Source organism: Paraburkholderia sp. SEWSISQ10-3 4 (assembly GCF_030464785.1).
GTDB classification, from domain to species: Bacteria; Pseudomonadota; Gammaproteobacteria; order Burkholderiales; family Burkholderiaceae; genus Paraburkholderia; species Paraburkholderia aspalathi.
The window spans coordinates 146517-173506 of the sequence record NZ_JALPRI010000010.1 but is presented as its reverse complement, the minus strand read 5'-3'; the positions used below and the strand labels follow the sequence as shown (position 1 = coordinate 173506).

General features: G+C 62.7%; 23 protein-coding genes and 1 tRNA gene. 7 read left to right on the top strand and 17 right to left on the bottom strand.

What is annotated here, in order from left to right; all coding sequences use genetic code 11:
* Positions 1-88: 88 nt before the first annotated feature.
* Together mrdA and rodA are read left to right on the top strand one after the other, a co-directional pair.
* The gene (gene mrdA / locus M0D68_RS20310; protein WP_266225133.1) at positions 89-2425 is read left to right on the top strand and encodes a penicillin-binding protein 2; all 2337 of its coding nucleotides are present in this window, start codon (positions 89-91) and stop codon (positions 2423-2425) included.
* Between the two features lie 10 nt (positions 2426-2435).
* On the top strand, positions 2436-3584 hold the full coding sequence (gene rodA, locus M0D68_RS20305) for a rod shape-determining protein RodA (RefSeq protein WP_054037121.1): 1149 nt from the start codon (positions 2436-2438) through the stop codon (positions 3582-3584).
* Positions 3585-3712: 128 nt separating this feature from the next.
* Here rodA and M0D68_RS20300 read toward each other — a convergent pair whose 3' ends face one another.
* The 14 genes from M0D68_RS20300 to def all read right to left on the bottom strand — a co-directional run bounded on the left by M0D68_RS20300 (position 3713) and on the right by def (position 16456).
* Entirely contained in the window at positions 3713-4363 is a 651-nt protein-coding gene (locus M0D68_RS20300; RefSeq protein WP_234487927.1) for a tetratricopeptide repeat protein, read from the bottom strand.
* A 50-nt stretch (positions 4364-4413) separates the two neighbouring features.
* Positions 4414-5196, bottom strand: a complete 783-nt coding sequence (locus tag M0D68_RS20295; RefSeq protein WP_054037117.1) for an HpcH/HpaI aldolase/citrate lyase family protein — start codon at positions 5194-5196, stop codon at positions 4414-4416.
* 212 nt (positions 5197-5408) lie between these two features.
* The gene (queD, locus tag M0D68_RS20290) at positions 5409-5852 is read right to left on the bottom strand and encodes a 6-carboxytetrahydropterin synthase QueD (protein ID WP_093634683.1); all 444 of its coding nucleotides are present in this window, start codon (positions 5850-5852) and stop codon (positions 5409-5411) included.
* Positions 5853-5861: 9 nt separating this feature from the next.
* A complete protein-coding gene (gene queE, locus M0D68_RS20285; RefSeq protein ID WP_054037112.1) occupies positions 5862-6494 on the bottom strand; it encodes a 7-carboxy-7-deazaguanine synthase in 633 nt (210 codons plus the stop codon).
* A gap of 85 nt (positions 6495-6579) precedes the next feature.
* Positions 6580-7311, bottom strand: a complete 732-nt coding sequence (gene queC / locus M0D68_RS20280; RefSeq protein WP_063494462.1) for a 7-cyano-7-deazaguanine synthase QueC — start codon at positions 7309-7311, stop codon at positions 6580-6582.
* 438 nt (positions 7312-7749) lie between these two features.
* Positions 7750-7825: transfer RNA gene (locus M0D68_RS20275), tRNA-Phe, on the bottom strand.
* Positions 7826-7922: 97 nt separating this feature from the next.
* Positions 7923-8612 carry a response regulator transcription factor EsaR gene (gene esaR, locus M0D68_RS20270; protein ID WP_093634629.1) on the bottom strand — a complete coding sequence of 230 codons (690 nt, stop codon included), beginning with the start codon at positions 8610-8612 and terminating at the stop codon, positions 7923-7925.
* Positions 8613-11027 (bottom strand): PAS domain-containing sensor histidine kinase, encoded by a 2415-nt coding sequence (locus tag M0D68_RS20265; RefSeq protein ID WP_211607419.1) that lies wholly within the window; start codon positions 11025-11027, stop codon positions 8613-8615.
* Positions 11017-11616: a DUF4390 domain-containing protein gene (locus tag M0D68_RS20260; protein ID WP_054037187.1), complete on the bottom strand. Its 600-nt coding sequence runs from the start codon at positions 11614-11616 to the stop codon at positions 11017-11019. The genes M0D68_RS20265 and M0D68_RS20260 overlap by 11 nt, the downstream gene beginning before the upstream one ends.
* A complete protein-coding gene (gene rsmB / locus M0D68_RS20255; protein ID WP_211703195.1) occupies positions 11613-13052 on the bottom strand; it encodes a 16S rRNA (cytosine(967)-C(5))-methyltransferase RsmB in 1440 nt (479 codons plus the stop codon). Before rsmB ends, M0D68_RS20260 begins: the two co-directional genes overlap by 4 nt.
* A 168-nt stretch (positions 13053-13220) precedes the next feature.
* A complete protein-coding gene (htpX, locus tag M0D68_RS20250; protein ID WP_093634626.1) occupies positions 13221-14078 on the bottom strand; it encodes a zinc metalloprotease HtpX in 858 nt (285 codons plus the stop codon).
* Positions 14079-14181: 103 nt separating this feature from the next.
* On the bottom strand, positions 14182-14823 hold the full coding sequence (locus M0D68_RS20245) for a LysE family translocator (protein ID WP_093634625.1): 642 nt from the start codon (positions 14821-14823) through the stop codon (positions 14182-14184).
* 113 nt (positions 14824-14936) lie between these two features.
* Positions 14937-15923, bottom strand: a complete 987-nt coding sequence (fmt, locus tag M0D68_RS20240; protein ID WP_093634624.1) for a methionyl-tRNA formyltransferase — start codon at positions 15921-15923, stop codon at positions 14937-14939.
* Positions 15924-15952: 29 nt separating this feature from the next.
* Positions 15953-16456: a peptide deformylase gene (gene def, locus M0D68_RS20235; protein ID WP_054037103.1), complete on the bottom strand. Its 504-nt coding sequence runs from the start codon at positions 16454-16456 to the stop codon at positions 15953-15955.
* 243 nt (positions 16457-16699) lie between these two features.
* Here def and dprA point away from each other — a divergent pair, with 243 nt between their 5' ends.
* The 3 genes from dprA (at position 16700) to M0D68_RS20220 (ending at position 21214) form a co-directional block, all read left to right on the top strand.
* On the top strand, positions 16700-17821 hold the full coding sequence (gene dprA, locus M0D68_RS20230) for a DNA-processing protein DprA (protein WP_093634623.1): 1122 nt from the start codon (positions 16700-16702) through the stop codon (positions 17819-17821).
* A gap of 90 nt (positions 17822-17911) precedes the next feature.
* A complete protein-coding gene (locus tag M0D68_RS20225) occupies positions 17912-18289 on the top strand; it encodes a thioredoxin family protein (RefSeq protein ID WP_097390883.1) in 378 nt (125 codons plus the stop codon).
* A gap of 249 nt (positions 18290-18538) precedes the next feature.
* Positions 18539-21214 carry a DNA topoisomerase III gene (locus M0D68_RS20220; protein ID WP_211703194.1) on the top strand — a complete coding sequence of 892 codons (2676 nt, stop codon included), beginning with the start codon at positions 18539-18541 and terminating at the stop codon, positions 21212-21214.
* A gap of 150 nt (positions 21215-21364) precedes the next feature.
* On the opposite strand, the gene M0D68_RS20215 is transcribed toward M0D68_RS20220, so the two are convergent.
* On the bottom strand, positions 21365-22465 hold the full coding sequence (locus tag M0D68_RS20215) for a LysR family transcriptional regulator (protein WP_211703193.1): 1101 nt from the start codon (positions 22463-22465) through the stop codon (positions 21365-21367).
* Positions 22466-22503: 38 nt separating this feature from the next.
* Between M0D68_RS20215 and M0D68_RS20210 the strand changes: the two genes are divergently transcribed.
* Entirely contained in the window at positions 22504-22794 is a 291-nt protein-coding gene (locus tag M0D68_RS20210) for a hypothetical protein (protein ID WP_211703192.1), read from the top strand.
* Positions 22795-22806: 12 nt separating this feature from the next.
* Here M0D68_RS20210 and M0D68_RS20205 read toward each other — a convergent pair whose 3' ends face one another.
* On the bottom strand, positions 22807-24675 hold the full coding sequence (locus M0D68_RS20205; RefSeq protein ID WP_266225132.1) for a phosphoenolpyruvate carboxykinase (GTP): 1869 nt from the start codon (positions 24673-24675) through the stop codon (positions 22807-22809).
* A 377-nt stretch (positions 24676-25052) separates the two neighbouring features.
* On the opposite strand from M0D68_RS20205, the gene M0D68_RS20200 reads away from it, so the two are divergent.
* Positions 25053-26066 (top strand): D-2-hydroxyacid dehydrogenase family protein, encoded by a 1014-nt coding sequence (locus tag M0D68_RS20200; protein ID WP_054037183.1) that lies wholly within the window; start codon positions 25053-25055, stop codon positions 26064-26066.
* Between the two features lie 46 nt (positions 26067-26112).
* Here the strand turns inward: M0D68_RS20200 and M0D68_RS20195 are convergent, their stop codons facing one another.
* A complete protein-coding gene (locus M0D68_RS20195) occupies positions 26113-26988 on the bottom strand; it encodes a patatin-like phospholipase family protein (RefSeq protein WP_266225131.1) in 876 nt (291 codons plus the stop codon).
* Positions 26989-26990 lie beyond the last annotated feature (2 nt).

Sequence of the window (26990 nt, the reverse complement as noted above, 5' to 3'; positions counted from 1 at the left end):
CGACGCGCATCGCTGTTCATGCCTCCCGGTTCCGGCCGGTTTGGGCGCACACTCATGATGGCCGTCACGCGGCCTTTTGCAGAATCGCATGACCGAATTCAAGGACACTCAGCAACAGCTCTCGAAGTTCCGCCTGCGCGTAGCGGCGGCGGGCGTGTTCGTGTTCGTCTGCTTCGGGCTGATCGGTTTCCGTTTCCTGGTCCTGCAGGTCTGGCATTACAGCAAGTACTCGCTGCAAGCCGACGAAAACCGCATCTCGGTCGCGCCGATCGTGCCGAACCGGGGCATCATCACCGACCGTAACGGCGTGGTGCTGGCCAAGAACTACTCGGCGTACACGCTGGAAATCACTCCGTCGAAGCTGAACGACACGCTCGAAAACGTGATCGACAATCTGGCCACCGTGGTCTCGATCGACGCACGCGACCGGCGCCGCTTCAAGAAGCTGCAGGAAGACTCGAAGAACTTCGAGAGCCTGCCGATCCGCACCCGCCTCACCGACGACGAAGTTGCGCGCTTCACCGCACAACGCTTCCGCTTTCCGGGCGTGGAAGTGCGCGCGCGCCTGTTCCGCCAATATCCGCTCGGGCCCACCGCGGCACACGTGATCGGCTATATCGGGCGGATTTCGCAGCGCGATCAGGACCGCATCGACGACGCCAGCGATCAGAACGACAGCGATCCGGATCACTATGATCCGCGCCTCGACGCGAACAACTACAAGGGCACCGACTACATCGGCAAGATCGGCGTCGAGCAGAGCTACGAAACGGAACTGCACGGCCAGACCGGTTTTGAGGAAGTCGAAGTCACCGCCGGTGGCCGGCCTGTGCGCACGCTGTCTCGCACTCAGGCAACGCCGGGCAACAACCTCGAACTGTCGATCGATATCGGTCTGCAGCAGGTCGCCGAACAGGCGTTTGCGGGCCGCCGTGGGGCACTGGTCGCGATCGAACCGGCAAGCGGCGATGTGCTCGCGTTCGTCTCGGCGCCGAGCTTCGATCCGAATTCGTTTGTCGACGGTATCGATCAGCAGACTTGGGACGAGCTCAACAACTCGCCCGACCATCCGCTGCTGAACCGTCCGCTGCACGGCACCTATCCGCCGGGTTCGACCTACAAGCCGTTCATGGCGCTCGCCGCGCTGACGCTGCATAAGCGCACGCCGGGCTGGGGCTTCCAGGATCCGGGCTCGTACACCTTCGGCGGCCACACGTTCCGCAACGACGTGCGCTCCGGCCAGGGCTGGGTGGACATGAACCGCGCGATCGTGGTGTCGAACGACACGTATTTCTACATGCTCGCGCACGATCTCGGCGTCAACGCGATCGCCGGCTTCATGAAGCCGTGGGGTTTCGGTCAGATCACCGGCATCGACATTTCGGGCGAAGCGCGCGGCATCCTGCCGTCGACGGACTGGAAGCGCAAGGCGTACCGCAAGCCCGAGCAGCAGCGCTGGTATGAAGGCGAAACGATCAGTCTGGGCATCGGCCAAGGCTATAACTCGTTCACCATTCTCCAGCTCGCCCACGCCACGGCCACGCTCGCGAATAACGGCGTCGTGATGAAGCCGCACCTCGTGCGCGACATCGAAAATCCGATCACCAAAGATACGCGCCCGGTCGTTCGCGATCCGAGCGACAAGATCGCGGTGAAGCAATCGGACATCGACATCATCAAGCGCGCGATGGAAGGCGTCGTGACCAACGGTACGGCGTCGAAGCTGTTCATCGGCGCGCCCTATCTGGCCGCCGGCAAGACCGGTACGGCGCAGGTCTACTCGCTGCAAGGCGCGAACTATAAGGGCCATGCGATCGCCGAGCATCTGCGCGACCACGCGCTCTTCATCGCGTTCGCGCCGGCCGAGCAACCGAAGATCGCGCTCGCGCTGATCGTCGAAAACGGCGGCTGGGGCGCGGAAGCGGCCGGTCCGATCGCGCGGCGCGTGCTCGATTACTACCTGGTCGGCAAGAACAAGCCCGGCGCTGAAGCGGCGGCTGTCGCGGCAGCGGCCTCGGCGACGGAGGATGCGTCCGCGCCCGAAGTGGGTAGCGCACCGGCTCCGCAGGACGCGGCGCAGCCGGTGAAGGTTGCAGCGGGCTTCACGGCATTGCCGATGCCGGGTGCTGCTTCGGCTGCGGCGGCAGCTTCCGCGGCGGCGGCTGCATCGGCTTCGGCTGCTGCATCGGCGGCCACGGCTGCGACATCGCCGGCTGCTGCGGCTGCTTCGGCATCCGGCGCGTCGGCGGCCGTCGCGGCCTCCGCGTCCGCCTCCGCCAAGATTCCAACGCCGCGTAAATCCGGCGTCCCGCGCAAACCCCGCCCGAGCAGCAAGTCGGTACCGACTGCCGCCGCTCCGTCGCGGGATGACAGCATTCAGCCTACGTCGCCACGCCAGCCGGTTTCCGGCGGCATCGACGAGTAAGGAGAAAGGCATGCAATTCGACAAGCGCGCCTGGCTCGACCGCATCAAGCGGATGTTCGTGGGCTTCGACCGGCCGCTCGCCCTGATCGTGTTTCTGCTGCTGTGCGTCGGCATCATCACGCTTTACAGCGCGACGCTGGACATGCCGGGCCGAGTGGAAGACCAACTGCGCAACATCATGCTGACGTTCGTGCTGATGTGGGCGCTGGCCAATGTGCCACCCACCACGCTGATGCGCTTCGCGGTCCCGCTCTATACGTTCGGGATCGCGTTACTGGTGGCCGTAGCGCTGTTCGGCCTCACACGCAAGGGCGCGAAGCGCTGGATCAACGTCGGCGTGGTGATCCAGCCATCGGAAATCCTGAAGATCGCCACCCCGCTGATGCTCGCCTGGTACTACCAGCGCCGCGAAGGCGTGATGCGCTGGTACGACTTTCTGGTCGGCTTCCTGATCCTGATCGTGCCGGTCGGTTTGATCGCCAAGCAGCCTGACCTCGGCACCGCCGTACTGGTGTTCGCGGCCGGCCTCTTCGTGATTTACTTCGCGGGGCTGAGTTTCAAGCTGATCGTGCCGGTGCTGATTGCCGGCGTGATCGCGGTCGGCTCGATCGCGGCGTTCCAGGACAAGATCTGTCAGCCAGAAGTGCAGTGGCCGCTGATGCACGATTATCAGAAGCACCGTATCTGTACGCTGCTGGATCCGACTTCCGATCCGCTCGGCAAGGGTTTCCACACGATTCAGGCGGTGATTGCAATCGGCTCGGGTGGCCCGCTCGGCAAGGGCTGGCTGAAGGGTACCCAGGCGCACCTGGAGTTCATCCCCGAGAAGCACACTGACTTCATCTTCGCCGTGTTCTCCGAGGAGTTCGGGCTGGCGGGCGGGATCGTGCTGCTCACGCTTTATATGCTGCTGATCGCGCGCGGTTTGTATATCGCCGCCAATGGGGCGACGCTGTTTGGACGGCTACTGGCCGGATCGCTGACGATGGCGTTCTTCACCTATGCGTTCGTCAACATCGGTATGGTGAGCGGGATCTTGCCGGTGGTGGGCGTGCCCTTGCCGTTCATGAGCTACGGGGGCACTGCGCTGACTACGCTGGGGGTCGCGATCGGCCTCATCATGAGCGTCGCGCGGCAGAAGCGGCTGATGCAGAGTTAGAGTGGGGCTGGGCGTAGGTCTCAGACTGCGGAGCCGATTGCAGCAAAGTCGCAGCAGACCGTAGCAGGCCCGATAAAGAAAAGGGGCGCACCGTCAGGAGCGCCCCTTTTCATTTAATACGGTCTCGTCTACTGCGGCTTCACTTCCTTCTGATCCCGCAACTGCGCGCTGAGTTGCTGATACTTGAGCTTCGCCGCCGGATCGCCCTGTGCCGCCGCAGCAGCGTAGTACGCGCGCGCCACGTTCAGATTCTTGTCCACGCCGTCACCGCCACGTTCGTAGAACGAGCCGGTCACATACTGCGCAGTCATGTCGCCGCCTTGCGCGGCCTTCTTGTACCAGACGAACGCCTGCTGGTTGTCGCGAGTCGTGCCACGGCCATCGAGAAACTGGTTGGCCAACGCGAGCTCTGCCTGCACGTGCCCCTGCTGCGCGGCCTTCAGGAACCACCGGTGCGCTTCGACCGGATCACGCCCGACGAACTCGCCATCGTCGTACATCTTGCCGTACACATACTGCGCGTGCGACATGTTGGCGTCGGCGGCTTTGCGCAGCCACTTCTTGCCTTCATCGACATTGGCTGTGGTGCCTTCACCGTTGAGCAACATCATTGCGTAGTTGAACTCGGCCAGCCGGCTGCCGCGCTGCGCGGCTTTGCGGAACTCGGCGAGCGCCGCGCCCAGATTGCCGGCGTTGTAGTCGGCGACCGCGGTTTGAGTCTCCGGATCGTTCGACTTCGCGACGCGGTTGTCCTGCGCATACGCCGTCACATTCGCCATCAACGCCGCTGTAACCGCCAGACGCACCACGACGCACTGCACCATCCCCTTCATGTCCTCACCTCCTGCAACGCCTGGCGGGTTGCGCGCAACATCCACATGACGTCGGCGGCCAGGGCGATAAAACGAAAACCCGCATCGCGATGCTGCTTGGCGCTCGCGACATCCATAGCAAAAATTCCTGCGGCGATACCAGCCTTGTCGGCAGCGCTGACTATGCGCGCCATCGCCGCCTGCACGTCGGCATGCTTCGAATCGCCGAGGTGGCCGAGACTCGCGGCCAGATCGGCCGGTCCGACGAACAGGCAATCGACGCCTGGCGTCGCCGCAATCTTCTCCACCTCCTGCAAACCGCGCGCCGACTCAATCTGCACAATGGTCGCGATCTGCGCGTTGGCGGATTGCACGTAGTCGCGCCGCATGCCGTACGCGGCCGCACGCACCGCGCCGGCCACACCGCGCTGACCGTCGAGTGCATCGGCGGTCGGGTACTGCGTCAAACGCACGGCCTGTGCCGCCTCGTCCGCGGTTTCGATATTCGGGAACATCAGCGTACGGGCGCCGGCGTCGAGCACGCGCTTGACGAGCCACGCCTCGCTGGCAGGCACGCGTACGACCGGTTCGCTCGGCAAATGCGCAGCGGCGATCGCGCGCAATTGCGACGTGACGTCGCCGCTATCGTTCGGCGCATGCTCCATGTCGATCAGCAGCCAGTCGAAACCGGCGTGCGCGAGCGCCTCGGCTGCGGAATCGCTGCCGAGCGAAAGCCACAGGCCGAACAATGTATCGGCTTCTTTCAGACGTTGCTTGAGGGGATTTGTGAAGGTGCTCATTGCCGCGCTCCCTGGCGATGGAATACATCGCTTGAAACGCGGGTGAGGATGGCGCAGCCGAACAGGCCAACGCCCGGGCCGTGACGGCCTGAATGCCTGCTGCGACGCAATGCGGTGACCGGCATGTCTCGCTCCATGTGGTTATCGGAGCGATCATACCGTGACAATAACGCGGGGGTTGGGCCGCGGGCTCGAGTCGCGCGGCCCTGAACTTAATCGCGGACTACGTCGGCCCAGCAGTTCGGTGTCTCGAACAGACGCACCTTATGCAAACGCAGATTCACGCCGTAATGCGCGTCGTAGACGTTCGCGAGGATATCGAACGCGACGGCAGCGAGATTTTCAACGGTCGGGATGCGATCGAGCACGACCGTCTTGTGCCCCGCCATGGTTTCCAGAAAACCCCGCACCTGCGTGTCGCCTTCGTAGACGAGGAACGCATGGTCCCACTTGTCGACCAGATGCTCGACCGCGAGCGACTTCACGTCGGCGAAGTCCATCACCATGCCGCGATCCGGCGCGCCTTCGGTATCGACCAGGTCGCCTTGCAGCGTGATTTCGAGCACATAGCGATGGCCGTGCAGATTACGGCACTGGCTGCGGTGATCGGGGATGCGGTGGCCCGCGTCGAATTCGAGTTTTCGTGTAATCGTCAGCACGGCAAATCAGGGAATGTTCAGATACTTGTGGGTCTGCATCGACAGGCGCCATTGCGGATGGCGTTTGCACCAGTCGATCGCGAGCTTGGTGTTGAGATCGCGCGACGGGCCGTCCATCGGCTGGACGAGGAAATACTCGAAGTCGAGCTTCGCATACTCGGACAAACGCTGGTTGTCCTGCGGAATCACGACCTTCAGTTCGTTGCCCTTGGTGACGACGAGCGGCGCGTCGGCCTTCGGGCTCACGCAGATCCAGTCGATCGTCTCGAGCACCGGCAACGAGCCGTTGGTTTCAATGGCGATTTCGAAGCCGGCGGCATGCAGCGCGTCGACGAACGGCTGATCGATCTGCAACATCGGTTCACCGCCCGTGCAGACCACAAAGCGTTCGCCCTCGCCTTCCGGCCATTGCGACGCGATCATCTGCACCAACTCTTCGGCAGTACGGTACTTGCCGCCGTTCTCACCATCGGTCCCGACGAAGTCCGTATCGCAGAAACGGCAGACCGCATCCGCACGATCTTCTTCGCGGCCCGACCACAGATTGCAGCCGGCGAACCGGCAGAACACGGCCGGACGCCCGGCATTCGCGCCCTCGCCCTGCAATGTGTAGAAGATTTCCTTGACCGCGTAAGTCATGCTGCTTTCTGCCTTGTGTTCCTGAAAATAATTGCCTGCGCGGCGCCCGTTCGCACGGTGCGCCAGCGTAAAACTTCGGTGAGCGTCAGACCGGCTCGGTCACCTTCTCACCGGCCAGATACGCTTCGTAACCGCGCTTGCGCAAGCGGCACGCGGGGCATTCGCCGCAACCGAAACCCCATGCATGCAACTCGGCGCGCTCGCCGACATAGCAGGTATGCGTCTCGACGCGCACCAGTTCGACCAGTTCGTCGCCGCCCAACTCGTGAGCGAGACGCCACGTATCGGCCTTATCGAGCCACATCAGCGGCGTTTCGAGCAGGAAGCGCGTATCCATGCCGAGGTTCAGCGCGACCTGCAATGCCTTCATCGTGTCGTCGCGGCAATCGGGGTAGCCCGAGAAGTCCGTCTCGCACATGCCGCCGACCAGCACCTGCAAACCGCGCCGATACGCGATGGCCGCGGCGATCGTCATGAACATCAGATTGCGGCCCGGCACGAACGTATTCGGCAAACCGTTCGCCGTGGCGTGAATCTCGATCTCGCGCGTCATCGCGGTATCGCTGATCGAGCCGAGCACCGACAGATCGATCATGTGATCTTCGCCGAGGCGGTCGGCCCAAGCCGGAAATGCCCGCGTCACCGCGTTGCGAAAGCCTTCGCGGCATTCGAGTTCGACTCGGTGCCGCTGGCCATAATCGAAGCCCAGCGTCTCGACCGTTTCATAACGTTCGAGGGCCCAGGCGAGGCACGTGGCGGAATCCTGGCCGCCGGAAAACAGCACCAGAGCGCTACGTTTAGCGTCTTTGCGGATCACCGTGAAACTCCGTGAATGATGAGTGCCACGTCGCGCTGCGCGAGGTGCGCCATGCAAGCAACGCGGCGCGACGCGTGCCGGCACTGCTGCCGGCCCAAAGCAGTATAGGCCGCGCCTTCCGCATGCAGAGTCGCTGGGCGCTTATACCGTTAATCGTCGGGCGAAGGGTTCGGCACCTGTTGCGGCCTTGCCGTGTTGCGGCAGAGTGCGCAAAAAGCGCTGCTTCAGGATACGAAAAGACGCGTTTGGTGCGGTGGCGCGCAAGTGGAACGCCGACAGCACCCTCGCATGCAAGTCCTTGAACTGGCGCGATTTTATCACGCGGCGCCCAATGCCGCCGAGCACACCCGCTTGCGGGGCAAGCTGCCTATGCCGCCACACATGCCCATCAGAAAAGGAAAAGCCCCAGGAATCTTGCGATTTCCTGGGGCTGAATCCTGGTGGCCTGGGACGGAATCGAACCATCGACACGCGGATTTTCAATCCGCTGCTCTACCAACTGAGCTACCGGGCCAACGAAGAACGAAATGATATCAAAGGGTCAGCTGCTCGGCAAGCCCCCTCTCGAAAAAATCTACCGCGCCCGAGCCTGCACGCATTGCGCCGGCCGTTCACTCGCCTTTGTTCTTACCGAGATCGACACCGAGTTGCTTGAGCTTGCGATACAAGTGCGTGCGCTCGAGACCCGTCTTTTCCGCGACACGCGTCATGCTGCCATTCTCACGCGCGAGGTGATATTCGAAGTAAGCACGCTCGAACGCATCGCGCGCATCGCGCAACGGGATGTCGAACGAGATCGACGCCGTTTGCGCAGCCAACGCGCCGCTACCCATGCCATCCGACGACAGCATCGGCAACGCAGCCGCCGAAGCCACAGCCGAAGCGCTGACCGGCAACACCGGCTTGGCGACCGCGCCGCCCGGTGCTCCGACCGCATTGCCGCGGGCGAGGCCCTGCTCGACGGCCTTCAGCAGCTTCTGCAACGCAATCGGCTTCTCGAGGAAATTGAGTGCGCCGATCTTGGTCGCCTCAACCGCTGTATCGATCGTTGCGTGACCGGACATCATGATCACCGGCATGGTCAGTTGCCCCTGCGCGGCCCATTCTTTGAGCAAGGTCACGCCGTCCGTATCGGGCATCCAGATGTCGAGCAGCACCAGGTCCGGCGCCTGGCGCAAGCGGAATTCGCGCGCTTCCTGCGCGTTTTCCGCGGCCTCCACGACATGCCCCTCGTCGCTCAGGATCTCCGAGAGCAATTCCCGGATGCCCATTTCATCATCTACCACCAGGATGGTTGCCATTTACGCTGCCCTTGTCTGCACTGTTGCTTTAGTCGTTCCCTGCGGCGCATTGCCATGCGCCGGCCGCGACCCTGCTCCAGGTGCCGCGGCATCGTCTGCCAGTTGAAGGAAGAGGATCGATATCTGCGCGCCTTCGATCACATCGCCCGCTTTCATGCGGTTGCGAATGTCGATGCGCGCGCCGTGTTCGTCGACGATCTTCTTGACCATCGCAAGACCGAGGCCCGTACCTTTGGCCTTGGTCGTCACGTAAGGTTCGAATGCACGTGTCAGGATACGCGCGGGGAAGCCCGGTCCGTTATCCGACACTGTCAGACGCACCGCGACGTGTACTTTGCCTTCCGCGTCGGGGTCTCCGTATTCTACTGTCCTCGTCTCGAGCAACACACGCGGTTGTTCGACGTCGGCCACGGCATCCTGTGCATTCTGCAGCAGGTTGTGAATCACCTGTCGCAATTGTGTCGCGTCGCCGCGAATCGCCGGCAAATCCGCGAGCTCTACCTGAATCGCGCCTTTACCTTCTTCGATACCGTACAGCGTGAGCACTTCGCTGACCAGTTCGTTCAGTTGCAGATGCGCGAGCACCGCCGGCGGCGTACGCGCATAGTCGCGGAAATTGTCGACCATCTGCTTCATCGCCGCGACCTGATTCACGATGGTGGTCGCGCCGCGCTTCAGCACATCGGCATCCGATGGCGACAGCTTGTCCGCGAGTTTCATCTGCAAACGCTCGGCGGACAACTGGATCGGCGTGAGCGGGTTCTTGATCTCGTGCGCGAGACGCCGCGCGACTTCGCCCCACGCGATCGAACGCTGCGCGGAGATCACATCCGAAATATCGTCGAACACTACGACGTAGCCGGAAGTCTGCATGTCTTCTGCATCGCGGTCGGTGGCCGACACAAGGCGCGCGCCGCGCACGAGCAAGGTGAGCGGCTCGGTTTCGCCGGGCACCTGCACCGAGAACTGCTGCTGCCAGTGGCCACGGTCGTCGTGACCGTCGCCGCTTGCGGCCTCGCGATCGGCGAAGGCCTTGCGCACCATGCCGCCGAATTCGCTCAACACGCCAATCTGCTCGAGCGCCGAACCCAGCACCTCCTGGAACTGCTGACGGAAAATCCGTTCGGCGCCGCGGTTTGCGGTGGTGAGACGGAACTGGCGGTCGAACACGAACACGCCCGCGGTCAGGTTCGCGAGAATGCTTTCCAGATAGGCCTTCGAATGTTCGAGCGCGATCCGGTTGTTCTCGACCGCGGCACGCGCTTCGGAGAGCTGCCGCGTCATGGCATTGAACGACTGCGTGAGGAAGCCCAGTTCGTCGCGCGATTTGATTTCGCGCTTCGGCGTGTAGTCGCCCTCAGTCACTTCCTTGGTACCCTGCGCGAGCAGGAACAACGGCCTCGCAAGCTGATTGCCGAGCGCGAGCGCCAGCATCATCGCGATGAAGGTGGCGAGGAACAGCGCAAGCGTCAGCGTGCCGATGTACATCTTGCGCAAGCCGGTACGGCCCAGCGCCTTTTCCTGATATTCGCGATAGGCCCGCTGCACTGCATCGGCGTTTCGCGCGAGCGACGGCGACACCGGCTGCGTGAGCTGCAGGAAGCGTTCGGTCGGCTGCAACAGCGCCGCGTTCGAATCGGGAATGCGCTGCACGACGCGCAGCCGCAACGCGCCCTTGCTGCCATGCGCGCGCGGATCGCCGTCGACTTCCCCTTCGATCGCCGCATAGCCGCGGCCACGCGCCTGATCGATCATCAACGGCGTGGGCAAGTCGTTCGACACGAGCGTCGCGTAATTGCCGGATGCCTGCGCGACCACGTGCATATCCGGTGTCGCGCCCGACATGCTGCGCGTGGGTTCGACGATCGTCGCGTCCTGCACGCCGAACTGATCGCGCAAGCGCAGCAGCGTGAGCGTGGTGCCGGCGGCATCAGCGCTCGCCAGCTGTTCAGACATCAGGCGCCCCTTGGTCTGCAGATCGGATAGCGACGCGTCGAGCATGCCGCGGCCGAGATTCAGGCCCGAGGTCAACGCGGTTTCGACGTTCACGTCGAACCACGATTCGATACTGCGCGAGACGAACTGATACGAGACCACGTAAATGATGCCGCCCGGCACCACGCCGACCAGCGCCATGAAGAACGCGAGCTTCGCTAACAGCCGGGTGCCGAACTTACCTTTTCTAAGCCGCGCAATGATGATGATGACGAGCGTCGCCACCACCAGCAAAAAGATCATCGCGACCACGAGGTTGGCCGCGTACAGCCACTGGTAATAGCGGTCGAAAAATTCGGTATTCGCGCTCGCCGCTGCAAGCAGGACGAGCAGCAGCACGGCCGTCACGGCGACCGTGGACACCAGCACGCGCACGACGATGCTGCTGACGCTGGTGGCTCGGCGCACTCTATTTAGCACGTTCGGTCACCGTGAAGGTAAAGCGTTTCCACTCCGACGAAAGGCTCCAGTCGCGGTTGTTCACCGCGTCGATCTGGAACGGCTTGGGCATCAGCGCGATGTCGAGTTGCATGCGCACCGACGCGTTGTACGTCTCCCCGACATGCACCTGATTGCGGTCGATCACGTGCCACGACGTGATGTGCTTGATCACCGCGAGCGCATCTTTCAGCGTCGTGAAGCCGAGCTGCAAGCCACCCGACGACACGCTCGACACACGATACTCACGCGTGAGCGGCTGGAACGACAGGCGGATGCTCTGCGACACGCTCACCGGCTGCTCGTCGAACCAGTACCAGCGCGGCCGGCTCAGTTCGAAGTCCGTCGTGAAGTACAGCGGAATGCCTTTGTTGACGGCGTCTTCGAGATTGCTGTTCAGGTCGAAGTCGAAACGCGCGTCGATGCTCCAGCCGGTGTTGTCCGATTGCAGCGACGCGCGCTGCACCGCGATCGAATCGGCATACGCCGCGCCCGGTACGGCGAGCCACACGGCCAGCACGATCCAGAGCACGGCAGCGAGCCGAAGCGGGAAGAAGCGTTTGATGGTCACCGTTTCTGAAAGCGCGCGTAGAAAAATCCGTCGTGGTCTGAGTTCGAGCCGGCGCTATCCTCAGCGACATGTCCGGCATGGGACCCGGCCGATGTGCCGGCGGGCGCGCGGGCAACTGCGGGTAAAAGTTGCCCCGGCGCGTCCAATCGTACCGCATCCTGGTACTTGTTTCCAAACCACCGCGCCTGCAACTCGCCTTCTTCGGGAAAGATCGAACACGTAACGTAGAGCAACTCGCCGCCTGGCTTCACGAGTGGCCATAGCGCCTCGAGAATGCGGCGCTGCTCGGCAACCAGTACGGGAATATCCGACGCGCGACGCAGCCAGCGAATATCCGGATGACGCCGCACGATGCCGGACGCCGAACACGGCACGTCGGCCAGAATGCGGTCGAACGGCTGGTCGATGTCGTCGTGCCATTTTGCGGGCGCACCCGCGTCGCCGATACGCACTTCCGCTTCGAGCTTGAGCCGCTGCAAGTTTTCGCCGATGCGACGCGCGCGCGATGCGTCGCTTTCGAGCGCCACGAGTTGCAGGTTGGCGAGTTCGAGCAGATGGCCGGTTTTGCCGCCAGGCGCCGCGCACGCGTCGAGCACACGCATGCCGTCACGCACGCCGAGCAGTTGCGCAGCGAGTTGCGCGCCGGCGTCTTGCACCGACACCACGCCGTCGTTGAAGCCGGGGATCCGGTCGACGGACATCGCCGTGGCGAGCTTGACGGCGTATTCGCCGGACCTGCTCGCGGGAATGTGATGGGCCTGCAGTACCTGCAGATAGGCGTCGACTGTCGAGCGGCGCGCGTTGACGCGCAATGTCAGCGGACCTTGCGTGTTGCCGGAGGCGAGCACGGCCTGCCATGCGTCGGGCCATGCGCGCTTCACCGCATCGATCCACCACGCTGGGTAGTTCCAGCGCGCGACTTCGTCGGCTTGCGCTGCGCTCAGCAGCGCCTCACGCTCGCGCAGGAAATTGCGCAGCACGGCGTTGACGAGACCCTTTGCGAACGCGAATTCACGACGCGCGGCGATGGCGCTCACCGCCTGATCGACAACCGTGAACGGCGTGTAGGCGGCGTTCGCTTCATCGTCGACGAGCAAAGCGAGCGCGCAGGCGAGCACATGACCGACGTGCGGCGGCGGCGCCTTCTTCACCAACTTCGCGATCAGCCACTCGGCGGTCGCCAGACGCCGCATGGTGCGGTACGCGATGTCCTGCACCGCGCCTCGCGCAGCAGCGGCGCTGCCTTCAGGCGCGGAGACGAATACGGCTTGCAGCGCGGCCGGCAAGGCCGCGCCGAGGCGCACGGCGCCGACGGCCTGGCCCGCGCAGTCGAGCGCGAAACCGAGCGATTCGGGCGCGAGATGCAGCATCGTCAAACGGGATTCGCGCGGACGCGTCGATGGCGAAGCAGAACGCGAAGAAGGCTTTGGAGTCATGAAAAAGGCAAAGGCAGGCCGCGCGGTACGCGCGGCGCAATCAGCACACATTGTAGCGTGGCGAGGGGTGGAGACCGCCGAAGGCGGACTGGCGGTCGCGCTTGAACAAAAAAGGCGAGCCCGCAGACTCGCCTTTCGTCACGCCAGATCGACGGATCGGTGCGCCCGTTACTCGAAGCGCCCCGTGCGCGCCATTTCCATCAAACGCGCAATGCGTTCCTCGGTGGCGGGGTGCGTCGAGAACAGATTCGCGATGCCGCCGCCCGCCAGCGGATTCATGATCATCATCTGCGCGGTGGCCGGATGCTGCTCGGCGGTGGGGAACGGAATGCCGCTCGCGTAGCGATGGATCTTGTCGAGCGCCGAGGCGAGCGCCTGCGGATCGCCGGAAATCTGCGCGCCGCCACGGTCCGCTTCGAATTCACGCGCACGCGAAATCGCCATCTGAATCAGCGCACCGGCGATCGGCGCGAGCAACGCCACAGCGATGCCCGCAATCGGGTTCGTGGGACGGCCGTTTTCGTCACGGCTGCCGAAGAACATCGCGAAGTTCGCCAGTGCGGAAATGGCGCCGGCCATGGTCGCCGACACCGTGGAGATCAGGATGTCACGGTGCTTCACGTGCGCCAGTTCGTGCGCCATCACGCCACGCATTTCGCGCTCGGACAGCACACGCAAGATGCCAGTGGTGGCGGCAACCGCCGCGTGCTCCGGATTGCGGCCGGTGGCGAACGCGTTCGGTGCGTCTTCGTTGATCAGGTAGACGCGCGGCATGGGCAGGCCGGCACGCGTGGAAAGCTCGCGCACCATGCGATAGAACTGCGGCGCACTGTTTTCGTCGACTTCCTGCGCGTTGTACATGCGCAGAACCATCTTGTCCGAGAACCAGTACGAAAAGAAATTCATCCCAAGGGCGATCACGAGCGCGATTGTCATACCGCGCGATCCGCCGATCATCCCGCCGATCACGATGAAAAGGGCCGTGATCGCGGCCATCAACATCGCGGTTTTGACCCAATTGAACATGTCTGCTACTCCTTGCCCTAACGCGGGTTCATATCTGCGCCGCGTGATCGCGGCGGCTGATTGTAAGCGAAATGTTAGATATGGGCGCGCGAGGAAAATTCAATCATCTTGATGCAGTGGCGAGCTTGATACCCAAGCCGACGAATGCGCCGCCGACGCCGCGATCCAGCCACCGCTTCACCAGCGGCTGGCCGGAGAAGCGCTGGGTCACGCTGCCGGCAACCCACGCGACAAAACTGTTCCAGATCATGCTCATCACGACGAACACCCCGCCGAGCGTGAGGAACGCCAATGCCTTATGGTCGCTGCCGGTTGTGACGAATTGCGGAAAGAACGACACGAAGAACAGCACGACCTTGGGATTCAGCACATTGGTCCAGAAGCCTTGCAGGAACAACTGACGCAACGATTTCGGCGCGCCGGCCGCGCGCGCTTCGCCCGCCGCCTGATCCGCCGCCGGTTTGACGAAAATCAGGCGCACGCCGAGATACATCAGATAAATAGCACCGACGAACTTGATGACCGTGAATGCCGTGGCTGAAGCGGCCAGAAGCGCCGTCAAGCCGAACGCGCAGGCAAGCGAATGAACGCAGCAACCGGCGGAAATGCCGAGCGCGGACATCAGCCCTGCGCCACGCCCCTGAGCGACGCTACGCCCGACGATGTATGCCGTATCGGGACCGGGCGTCACATTCAGCAGAAAGACGGCGACGACGAAAAACTCGAAATGGGTGATGCCAAACATGAAGATCCTCTAAACGCGGGCTGTTGCATAGAGGATTCTAACGCGCTGGTGGCTTGCAGCGTGGCTGTTGAACATCGGCCGAACGGACGATGTTCAAGCTATGCGCAAGGCGGTTATTTTGCTTCGGGCAGCTGGAAACGCTGACCCGCGGCCAGCGTGGCGCCGGCCAGGAATTCGCGCACCGGCAAGCGCTTGCCGCCGGGTTTTTGCAATTGCGTGAGACGCAGGGCGCCTTCGCCGCAGGCAACCACGACACCTTCCGGAGAAACGTCGGCGATCGTGCCGGGCGCTGTGTTGCCTTGTGCCTCGACCGGGACGGCTGCCCAGATCTTGATCGACGTACCGTCTTCCAGCGTGCCCACGCCACCGGGGAACGGGTCGAACGCACGTACCTGACGCGCGAGGACCGCAGCCGGCTTACGCCAGTCGAGCGCAGCCTCGTGCTTGCCGATCTTTTCCGCGTAAGTCACGCCGTCCGCGGGTTGCGGCGTTGCCGCCAGCTTGCCGCTGCGCTCGAGTTCGATCAGCGCTTCGACGATCAGCTTCGCGCCGTCCTGTGCGAGACGATCGTGGAGGGTGGCCGTGGTGTCGTCGGCGGAGATCGGCGTGCGCGCTTCGGAAATCATCGCGCCGGTATCGAGACCAACGTCCATCTGCATCAGCGTGATGCCGGTTTCCGTGTCGCCCGCCTCGATCGCGCGGTGGATCGGCGCGGCGCCGCGCCAGCGCGGCAGCAACGACCCGTGAATGTTGATACAGCCCAGTGGTGGAATATCGAGCACTTCCTGCGGCAGGATCAGACCGTAAGCGGCCACCACCATTACGTCGTGTGGCGTGGCACGCAGTTGGTCGATCGCGGCGGCGGCTTCGGCCGGATATTTGCCGACGCGGCGCAGCGAAGGCGGCTGCGCCACGGCAAGCCCGTGTTCCTGCGCGTAGCGCTTGACCGGACTCGCCTGCAATTTCATCCCGCGCCCCGCGGGCCGGTCGGGCTGCGTCAGCACGAGCGGCACCGGAAAACCGGCGCTGTGAATCGCGGCCAGCGCGGCCGCGGCGAACTCCGGCGTACCGGCAAAGATGACGCGCAACGAATGACTCATGAAGGGGCAGTAGGCGAGGTGGACGCGCGTTACATCGCGTGGGCGAGCTTCTTCATCTTGCTCTTGATGCGCGTCTGCTTGAGCGACGACAGGTACTCGACGAACACGCGGCCCATCAGGTGATCCATTTCGTGTTGAATGCACACGGCCAGCAAGCCTTCGCAATCCAGCTCGAAGGTTTCGCCCTTCTCGTTCAGCGCCCGCACGCGCACTTTCTCGGCACGCTCGACGTTGTCGTAAATGCCCGGTACCGAGAGGCAGCCCTCTTCCGATAACTTCTTCTCGTCGCTCGACCAGATGATTTCCGGATTGATGAAGGCGAGCAGTTCGTCGTGCGTTTCCGACACGTCGATCACGATCACGCGTTCATGCACGTCCACCTGGGTCGCAGCGAGGCCGACGCCGGGCGCGGCGTACATCGTTTCGGACATGTCGGCGACGAGCCGGCGGATGCGGTCGTTGACGACTTCGACCGGCTTCGCAATCTTGTGCAGCCGCTTGTCCGGGTAATTGAGAATGTTCAGTAAAGCCATGATCTTGAGTGTGTTTTTTCGGCGCCGCTGCCGGTGGAAGGCTAGCGTTGGCCATTCGGCCAGGTTGTGGGCACATCGCGTTACGCAGAGGATAGAGGCTGTCGAACCGGTTCGATTCAACGCGCCACGTGCGCCAAACGACGAGCCCGCGCGGGTGGGCGCGGCGCTGCAGTTATTTCGGATGATGAAAATTTTAGCATGGCGCCCGCCTGCCCGCTGGCCCAGTAAGAGGATCGACCGTCAATGGATACCTTACCCGCAACCCATATTGAACTCGCCGCCTGGCTGCGGCTTTCGCTCGCGCCGGGGCTGAAGCCCGCTGCCCTGCGCCTACTGCTGGGTGCTTTCGGACTGCCGGAAGCGATCTTCAATCAATCGCCCGAGGCGCTTGCCGAGTTCGCAGGCGAGGCCGCGGCGCGCGCCGTGCTGGCGCCGTCCGGCCCGGATTTCGACGCGCAACTCGACGCGGTGATCGCATGGAGCGAGCTGCCCGGCAACCACGTGGTGACACTCGACGACCCCGCCTACCCGCCCGCGCTGCTGACCATGCCCGATCCGCCGCCACTACTATATATAAAGGGCCGGCTCGAGCTGTTGCATACGAAGGCGGTCGCGCTGGTGGGCAGCCGCAGCGCGACGCCGCAAGGCGCGGAGGACGCGGAGCGCTTTGCGCGTGAGCTTTCGCAGGCCGGTGTCACGATCGTTTCCGGGCTCGCGCTGGGCATCGACGGTGCCGCGCATCGAGGCGGCCTGGAAGGCGCCGGTAGTACGGTGGCCGTGATCGGCACCGGAGCTGACCTCGTGTATCCGGCCGCGCATCATGCACTGGCGCGGCAGATTGCAACACAAGGCGCGATCCTTTCGGAATGGCCGCTCGGCACGCCGGCGCGCGCCGCCAATTTTCCGCAACGCAACCGTTTGATCGCCGGCCTCGTCAGCGGGGTTGTGATCGTCGAGGCCGCCATGCGCTCGGGCTCGCTGATCACAGCTCGGCTTGCCAATGAAATGGGGCGCGATATCTTCGCCCTGCCCGGCTCGATCCATGCGCCCTTGTCGCGCGGTTGTCATCGAATCATCAAGCAGGGCGCCAAGCTGGTGGAAACGCCCGATGAGGTGCTGGAAGAATTGGGCATCGCGAAGCCCGTAGCAACTGCGCCGGCATCACCCACAGCCCCGCCGGCCATGAGCGCAGAGGCGTTGCAACTCCTCGACGCACTCGGCCACGCCCCCGCCACGCTTGAAATTCTTGCCACCCGTACCGAGATGGGGGACGCGGCATTGCAAAACACGCTGCTGCAGCTCGAACTCGCCGGCCAGGTGACCGCGCTGCCCGGCGGCCGCTTCACGCGAGCCACCCACGGCTGACCCCGCATGGACCATGGGTTGACCACCATTCGGGATCGGCCATGCTACATTCGCGCCAAAGCACCTGACAAAAGTACGCAAGGAACGACCATGCCCGCGCTGAATCTCGACACCGACCAAGACCGGATCGCCGAGCGCGTCAACGAACCCGACACGCTGTTCGTTGCCTGCCTGTGCGCGGAGTGGTGCGGGACGTGCCGTGAGTATCGGGATGCCTTCGACCGGCTGGCCGATAAGCATCCGGAGATCTGTTTCGCATGGATCGACATCGAAACGCATGCGGACCGCTTCGACGATCTGGATGTCGAGAATTTCCCGACCATCCTGATCGAAGACTCAGTAACGACACGTTTTTTTGGCACGGTTTTGCCGCAGGCGGCGATTGTGGAGCGGATGTTGTCCGATCTGACGGCCGTGCCCGGCGTCAGCGGCGCACCCAAACTGCGGCCCGCGCTCGCCGTCGCGTGACTGTGGCCGCCGGCCGCTGAACCTTGCGGCACGGGCGTTGCGAGCGACACACAGCGCGTTTTCCGCAGCTTGCCCAGTTACTGAGCGCGCAATTATCATGGCGCGCTTTTTATGGCACTTGACACGCCGCGTTGGCGCCGTGTGCTATAAAGCGGTCGTTATTGGGTCGCAAAGGTCGCAAACGAGGGTCGCGCTAATAAATGCGCACTCAAGGCCATCAACCCGGATCTACCAACCTCACATCGAGTCATGTCCAAAGCACTGATCATCGCCGAAAAGCCTTCCGTCGCGAACGACATCGCGCGGGCTTTGGGCGGCTTTACCAAGCATGACGAATACTACGAAAGCGACGACTACGTCCTTTCCTCGGCAGTCGGCCACTTGCTGGAAATTGCCGCGCCCGAAGACTATGAAGTCAAGCGCGGCAAGTGGAGTTTCGCCAACCTGCCCGTCATTCCGCCGCATTTCGATCTGAATCCGATCGCCAAGAGCGAGTCGCGCCTGAAGGTGCTGACCAAGCTGCTCAAGCGTAAAGACGTCGATCGCCTTATTAACGCATGTGACGCGGGGCGCGAGGGCGAGCTGATTTTCCGCCTGATCGCGCAACACGCGAAAGCCAAGCAACCGGTACAGCGCCTGTGGCTTCAGTCGATGACAGCCGGCTCGATTCGCGACGGCTTTGCCCGTCTGCGCAGCGACGAAGAAATGCAGCCACTCGCCGATGCGGCGCGCTGCCGCTCGGAAGCGGACTGGCTGGTCGGCATCAACGGCACGCGCGCCATGACCGCGTTCAACAGCAAGGGCGGCGGCTTCTTCCTGACCACGGTCGGGCGAGTGCAGACGCCGACGCTGTCGATCGTCGTCGAACGCGAAGAAAAGATTCGCCGCTTCGTGCCGCGCGATTACTGGGAAGTGAAGGCGGAGTTCGTCTGCGCGGCCGGTTTCTACGAAGGCCGCTGGTTCGATCCGCAATTCAAGCGCGACGAGTTCGATCCTGAAAAACGCGATTCGCGCCTGTGGGCACTGCCCGCGGCCGAAACGATCGTCGCCGCCTGCCGCGGCCAGATCGGCAAGGTAACCGAAGAATCGAAGCCGTCCACGCAACTGTCGCCGGCGCTGTTCGACCTGACCAGTTTGCAGCGTGAAGCCAACGGCCGTTTCGGCTTCTCGGCGAAGAACACGTTGGGCCTCGCTCAGGCGCTGTACGAAAAGCACAAGGTGCTGACCTATCCCCGGACCGACGCGCGCGCGTTGCCGGAAGACTATATGGATACGGTCAAGGAAACGCTGGGCATGCTCAAGGAGAGCAACAACTATCTCCCGTATGCCAAGCAGGTGCTCGACAAGGGCTGGGTGAAACCGAACAAGCGCATCTTCGATAACTCGAAGATCAGCGACCACTTCGCAATCATCCCGACGGCGCAGGCGCCGAAGAATCTGTCCGAACCGGAACAGAAGCTCTACGACCTGGTCGTGAAGCGCTTCCTGTCGGTGTTCTTCCCGGCCGCTGAGTACCGGGTGACGACGCGGATCACGGAAGTGGTCGGTCATCACTTCAAGACTGAAGGCAAGGTGCTGGTCGAACCGGGCTGGTTGCAGGTCTACGGCCGCGAAATCAGCGGGGAAGACGCGAACCTCGTGCCGGTGCAGAAGGACGAGAAGGTCAAGACGGACAAGATCGCCGCCCAGCAACTGGTGACGAAACCGCCCGCACGCTACAACGAAGCGACCTTGCTGTCGGCCATGGAAGGCGCGGGCAAACTGGTCGAAGACGACGAGTTGCGCGAAGCCATGGCGGCCAAGGGGCTCGGCACGCCAGCCACGCGCGCTGCCATCATCGAAGGGCTGCTTGGCGAAAAGTATCTGATCCGCGAAGGCCGCGATCTGATTCCGACCGCCAAGGCATTCCAGCTGATGACACTGCTGCGCGGCCTCGGCGTGAAGGAACTGACCGCGCCGGAATTGACCGGCGAGTGGGAATACAAGCTCTCGCAAATGGAGCGTGGCAACCTGCCGCGCGACGCGTTCATGCAGGAAATCGCCCGCATGACGCAAACCATCGTCAAGCGCGCGAAGGAATACGATTCCGACACGATCCCGGGCGATTACGCGACGTTGCAAACGCCGTGTCCGAATTGCGGCGGTCAGGTGAAGGAAAACTACCGGCGCTTTGCGTGCTCGAAGTGCGAGTTTTCGATCTCGAAGATTCCGGGCGGCCGTCAGTTCGAAATCCCGGAAGTTGAAGAGCTGCTGCAGAACAAGACCATCGGACCGCTGTCGGGTTTCCGCAGCAAGATGGGCCGTCCGTTCTCGGCGATCCTCAAGCTCTCGCTCGATGACGAGATCAAGAACTACAAGCTCGAATTCGACTTCGGCCAGGACTCCGGCGGCGAAGACGGCGAACCGCCTGACTTCTCCGATCAGGAGGCAGTCGGCTCATGCCCGAAGTGCAAGGGTCGCGTGTTCGAACATGGCATGAGCTATGTCTGCGAGAACTCGGTTGCCAATCCGAAGACTTGCGACTTCCGCTCGGGCAAGGTGATTCTGCAGCAGGAAATCGCGCGTGAGCAGATGTCGAAGTTGCTCGAGGAAGGACGCACCGACCTGCTGACGAACTTCAAGTCGTCGCGCACCGGCCGCAACTTTAAGGCGTTCCTCGTCAAGCAGAACGACGGCAAGATCGGCTTCGAATTCGAGAAGAAAGAGCCTTCGGCCAAGACCGCAGCGAAAACCGCGGCGGCGAAGACGGCAGCGAAGGCTGCGCCGGAGTCTGATGACGAAGACGCACCGGTCGCAGTAAAGGCGGCGCCCGCGAAGAAGGCCGCGGCGAAGAAAGCACCGGCCGCGAAGACTGCGGCAGCGAAAACCGCCGCAGCCAAGAAGGCGCCGGCCAAGAAAGCGGTAGCGCGCAAGACGGGATCGTAATTCGGGCGGAAGCCGGAGGAGGGTATTCAGCTTCCGGCCAACTCCGAACTTGCCGATAAAAAAGGCGCAGTCACTTACGTGACTGCGCCTTTTTATTTGTCGGCCCGACTGCGCTTATCTCAAGCGCTACCGGCACCTTCGCCCGAATCGTTACAGCGGCGACAGAGCGGTAGGCCGCGGACGATTCGTCGTCTTCGTCAAAGTCTTCGGCAGCGGCGATAACTCGCTATCCAGCAGCCGTGACAGCGGCTCAGCGCCATCGAATGCTTCCGGCGGCATGGGATCCGCTGAATCGAGCGCGGCGGACGTGGCGGGCCTGCCAAGCCCGTCCTTGATCCACTGCTCACCGAGCAGACTGTTCGGCGTCTGGCTGAAATGCTCGACCAGATGATCGATGAACGTACGCACCTTGGCCGGCAAGTGACGGCGGCTCGGATACGCGATATTGATCTCGACCTGCGGCAAACGGAAATCGCCGAGCAAACGCACGAGCCTGCCGCGCGTCATGTCGCGGCCAATCAGGTAGCTCGGCAGAATCGCGATACCCATGCCGAGCAGCGCGAACTGCCGCAGCATCTCCGTGTTGTTCGCCACGATAACGTTGACCGGCCGCACGCGCACTTCGCCTTCCGAACCCGTGAACACGCGCTCGTCACCCCAATACTCGGACGGCAAGCTCAGGCACGGGTGCTCGAGCAGATGCTCGGGACGCGTGGGCGTGCCGTGCTTTTCCAGATACGCAGGCGTCGCGCACACTGTCATGCAACCGGTGGTCAAACGCCGCGTGACAATGCTCGCGCTGCGCATCTGCCGTGTGACCACCACGCCAACGTCGAAACCTTCTTCGACCAGATCAACCTGACGGTCGACCAGCGTGACATCGGGAATGACTTTCGGATAGCGCTCTGCGTAGGTTTGCAGCACAGGCGCAAGGTTATGCAACCCGAACACGACCGGCGCAACTATTCGCAACGTGCCGACGGGTTCGTGATTGCGTGCGACCACCATCTGCTCGACGTCTTCCAGTTCGTCGAGAATCTGGCGCGCGCGCTCTAGATAAACCTGACCGGATTCGGTCAGAGACAAGCTGCGGGTTGTGCGATTGAGCAGCCGCGTACCAAGACGGCCTTCGAGATCGGCAACGTGACGGGTGGCAACTGCGTTGGAAATATCCATCGCGCTCGCAGCGCGGGCAAAACTGCCGAGATCCGCCACTTTGACGAAAACTCGCATCGACTGCAAATGATCCATAAGACAACTCCTGCCGTGTTACAGCTTCCTGACAATTAGTGAAAACCAGTGAAGCGAACTTGGAATTCTCCTACGACTCGCGAAATCGTGCAGAAGTTGCCCGCGAAAGACGAAATATTGTCGAAATTTGTGCGACTGTGTTCCCCAGTGCGGGGCACGACCTTCGATTGTTCCGACAAGAGCAACAATCTGCTGCAGCGCAGCTTGCACTGCCTTTTTTGTTCGAACAGATGCAACGGTCGTCCGGCATTATGAAATGCGAAAAAGTCGTAATGCGGGGCCGGATCGGAAAAGAAAAACCGCCCGAAGGCGGCTTCCGTGCGAAGTGACCACTCACCTAATCAGGCAGCGAGCTTTCCTTCGAGCGCGAGCTTGGTCTCTGTCAAAGCCGGCGGCAGACCTTGCTGCAATGTGTCAAATAGCTCGGTATGGAGCGCGAGTTCGGCGCGCCAGGCTGCGTCGTCGACCGAGATCACCTGCTGGAATTGTTCGCGGCTGAAATCCAGGCCGCTCCAGTCGAGGTCTTCATAGTGCGGCGACACGCCGAACGCGTGTTCTTCACCTTGCGCCTTGCCTTCGATACGCCCGACCATCCAGCTCAACACGCGCATGTTCTCGCCGAAGCCCGGCCAGACGAACTTGCCGTCCGCGCCCTTGCGGAACCAGTTGACGCAGAAAATCTTCGGCAGCTTCGCGTTCAGTCTCTCGAGACGCTCGCCGGTGTTCAGCCAGTGCCCGAAGTAGTCGCTCATGTTGTAGCCGCAGAACGGCAGCATCGCGAACGGGTCGCGGCGCACCACGCCCTGCTGCCCCGCCGCCGCTGCGGTCGTTTCCGAGCCCATGGTGGCCGCCATGTAGACGCCTTCAACCCAGTTGCGCGCTTCGGTGACGAGCGGCACGGTGGTCGAACGGCGGCCGCCGAAAATGAACGCGTCGATCGCGACGCCCGCCGGGTTCTCCCAGTCGGCATCGATCGACGGACATTGAGAAGCCGGCGCCGTGAAGCGTGCGTTCGGGTGCGCGGCCTTGCGCCCGCTCTCCTTCGCGCTCGCCGGCGTCCAGTCCTTGCCCTGCCAGTCGATCAGGTGCGCGGGCGGCTCGTCGGTCATGCCTTCCCACCAGACATCGCCGTCGTCGGTCAGCGCGACGTTCGTGAAGATGACGTTTTCCTTCAACGTAGCCATCGCGTTGAAGTTGGTCTTTTCGCTCGTGCCCGGCGCGACGCCGAAATAGCCCGCCTCAGGGTTGATCGCGTACAGACGGCCGTCCTTACCCGGCTTGATCCATGCAATATCGTCGCCGATCGTGGAAATTTTCCAGCCGTTCAGACCTTCCGGCGGAATCAGCATCGCGAAGTTGGTCTTGCCGCACGCCGACGGAAACGCCGCCGCGACGTGATGCTTCTGTCCTTGCGGCGACGTCACGCCGAGAATCAGCATGTGCTCTGCGAGCCAGCCTTCAGCACGGCCCATCGTCGACGCGATACGCAGCGCGAAGCACTTCTTGCCGAGCAACGCGTTGCCGCCATAGCCCGAGCCGTAACTCCAGATTTCGCGCGATTCAGGGAAATGGACGATGTATTTGGTGTCGTTGCACGGCCACGGCACGTCTTTCTCGCCCGCCGCGAGCGGTGCGCCGACCGAGTGCACGCACGGCACGAACTCGCCGTCTTCGCCCAGCACCTCGTACACCTTGCGCCCCATACGCGTCATGATGCGCATGTTGGTGACCACGTACGGGCTGTCGCTCAACTCGACGCCGATGTGCGCGATCGGCGAACCGAGCGGCCCCATCGAGAACGGCACCACGTACATGGTGCGGCCGCGCATGGCGCCGTCGAAGAGGCCGTTGAGCGTTGCGCGCATCTCAGCCGGTTCGATCCAGTTATTAGTTGGCCCGGCATCTTCACGACGCTGCGAGCAGATGTAAGTGCGATCTTCGACACGCGCCACGTCCGACGGATCGGACCATGCGAGATAGGAATTGGGACGTTTGGCGGGATTGAGCTTCTTGAGGGTGCCGGCTTCGACCATCTGGGCACACAGGCGGTCGTACTCTTCCTGTGAACCGTCGCACCAGACGATTCGATCGGGCTGGGTCACGGCGGCAACGCGCTGGACCCATTCGATCAGTTTTCGGTGCTTGACCCACTCGGGTGCCCCTGCGGACGCCTCGATAGTGGGCTGTCCTTCGAATGAGGGATGATTCATCGACCTGTCTCCGTTTTGAAAGCAATAGAAAAACGGTACAAGCCCAGTGACGCTGCATGCGAGAGGCGTTCAATTCATCGCGACGACATTCCTGCAAGCCGACGCGTAATTTGTGCAGGTCATCATGGGCTACACAGCCCGTTGCGCGGAGGTTCCAGCCGACGGTCGTCTGCAACCGTCTGTAAAGCGACTTGCCTCAACACGCAACAAACTGTTAAAAACGATGTCAATCGGCCTTGCCGTGGCGCTGCCGTTCTACGCGGCAGCTTCTACAGTAAGGCATTCAGCCAGACCGGCATGTGACCTGGGTCACATGGTGGGACAGTCAGCATAACACTCGGTTCCGCACCGCTATGGTGCACCGCAAGACACATACCATGAAGATTGCCATCCTCGACGATTACCAGGACGCCGTCCGCAAGCTCGACTGCTTTCAACTGCTGGCCGACCATGAGGTCAAGGTTTTCAACAACACCGTCCGCGGTCTCGGCCAGTTGGCGAGCCGTCTTTCCGAAGTCGACGCACTCGTCCTGATTCGCGAACGTACCCGCATCAACTCGCAACTACTCGATAAATTGCCGCGTTTGCGCATGATCAGCCAAACCGGCAAAGTCTCCAGCCATATCGATCTGGCAGCCTGTACCGAGCGCGGCATTGCCGTGCTGGAAGGCAGCGGCTCACCGATCGCACCGGCCGAACTGACTTGGGCCCTCATCATGGCCGCTCAACGACGGATTCCGCAATACGTAGCAAACCTTAAGCAAGGAGCCTGGCAGCAGTCCGGTTTGAAGACATCGGCGCTGCCGCCGAACTTCGGTTTGGGCCAGGTGCTGCGCGGTCAAACGCTGGGGATTTGGGGTTACGGCAAGATCGGCCGCCTGCTTGCCGGGTACGGCAAGGCATTCGGCATGAACGTGCTGATCTGGGGCCGCGAGCATTCGCGTGAAGCGGCTCGCGCGGACGGCTTTGGCGTGGCCGAGAGCCGCGAGGCCTTGTTCGAGCAAAGCGATGTGCTGTCGTTGCATCTGCGACTGCATGACGACACGCGCGGCATCGTCAAGCAGGAAGACCTGATGCGGATGAAGCCGACCGCGTTGCTCGTGAACACGAGCCGGGCCGAATTGCTCGACGACAACGCCCTCGTCAATGCGTTGTCGCACAACCGTCCGGGGATGGTCGCGATCGACGTCTACGAAAGCGAGCCGATTCTGCAGGGCTACAGCCTGCTGCGCATGGAGAACGTGATCTGCACGCCGCACATCGGCTACGTGGAACGCGAGAGCTACGAACTGTATTTCACCGCTGCATTCCAGAACATTCTGGCTTTCGACGCCGGCGATACGTCCAGCGTGGCGAATCCGGAAGCGTTGCAGGGCGGGCGTCGGCGTTAATTTTCGGCGTTAGTCTCGCGCCTGCCGTTGCTCACCTCAGTTCACCTCAGCGCACTTCGTGCGCACCGGCTTCCAGCAGATCGGGCATGCGTTCCAGAAAGGTCTCGCCGTCGGCGCGGCCGAGGTTGTACGCGTGCACCATCTGCGAGGGGCTCGTGTAGTCCCAACTCGAAATGGGCACCTTGCGCGACGGCTGCACGTAGAGCCGTTGCTGCACGCCGTGCGGCACGACGAACATCTGCGGCCGCGGATAAAGACGCGTGACCATCACCAGCACGTTGCCGGGCGCATCGGCGTCGAGCGCGCCGACCGGCACGTTGTCGACCATCCCGCCGTCGAGCACCGGCCGGCCATTGCGCCGTAAAACCGGCGTGAACGGCGGCGTACTCGACGATTGCAGGATCAGATCGGCGAGGTCCTCGACGCTCGCGCAATCCTGCGCTCGCACGAATTCCGGATGAAAGCCGAGCGTCTGACCCAAGGTCGGATGCAGCGTTTTGCGTACGTATTTCTCGATGTTGTACGCGATCAGGCCTGCGGCAACGGCACTGCGCGCGCCAAGCCAGCGCGGCAGGTGCGACACGCCGATGCGGATTTCGGGCGCGTCGGCGAGCGTGGAAAATTTGTCGCGATAGATATCGAGCAGCGCCTGCCGGTAGATCCGGTAGTGCGGAAACACCGATTCGCCACGCAGCAGATTGCCCCAGTAGGCATTGTGGGTGTTGTGGCGCAGCGCGTCTTCGTAATAGCGCATGACCCAGTCGGAATCGCGCGTGTAGAGCATGCACGCAGTGGCGGCGCCGGCCGAAATGCCGGCGATGACGCGCGGACGGATATCCAGCTCCGGCTGCACCACGTCCCAGAATCCCGCCTGCCACCAGCAGCGATTGCCGCCGCCGGCGAATACGACCTGATCGAACATCT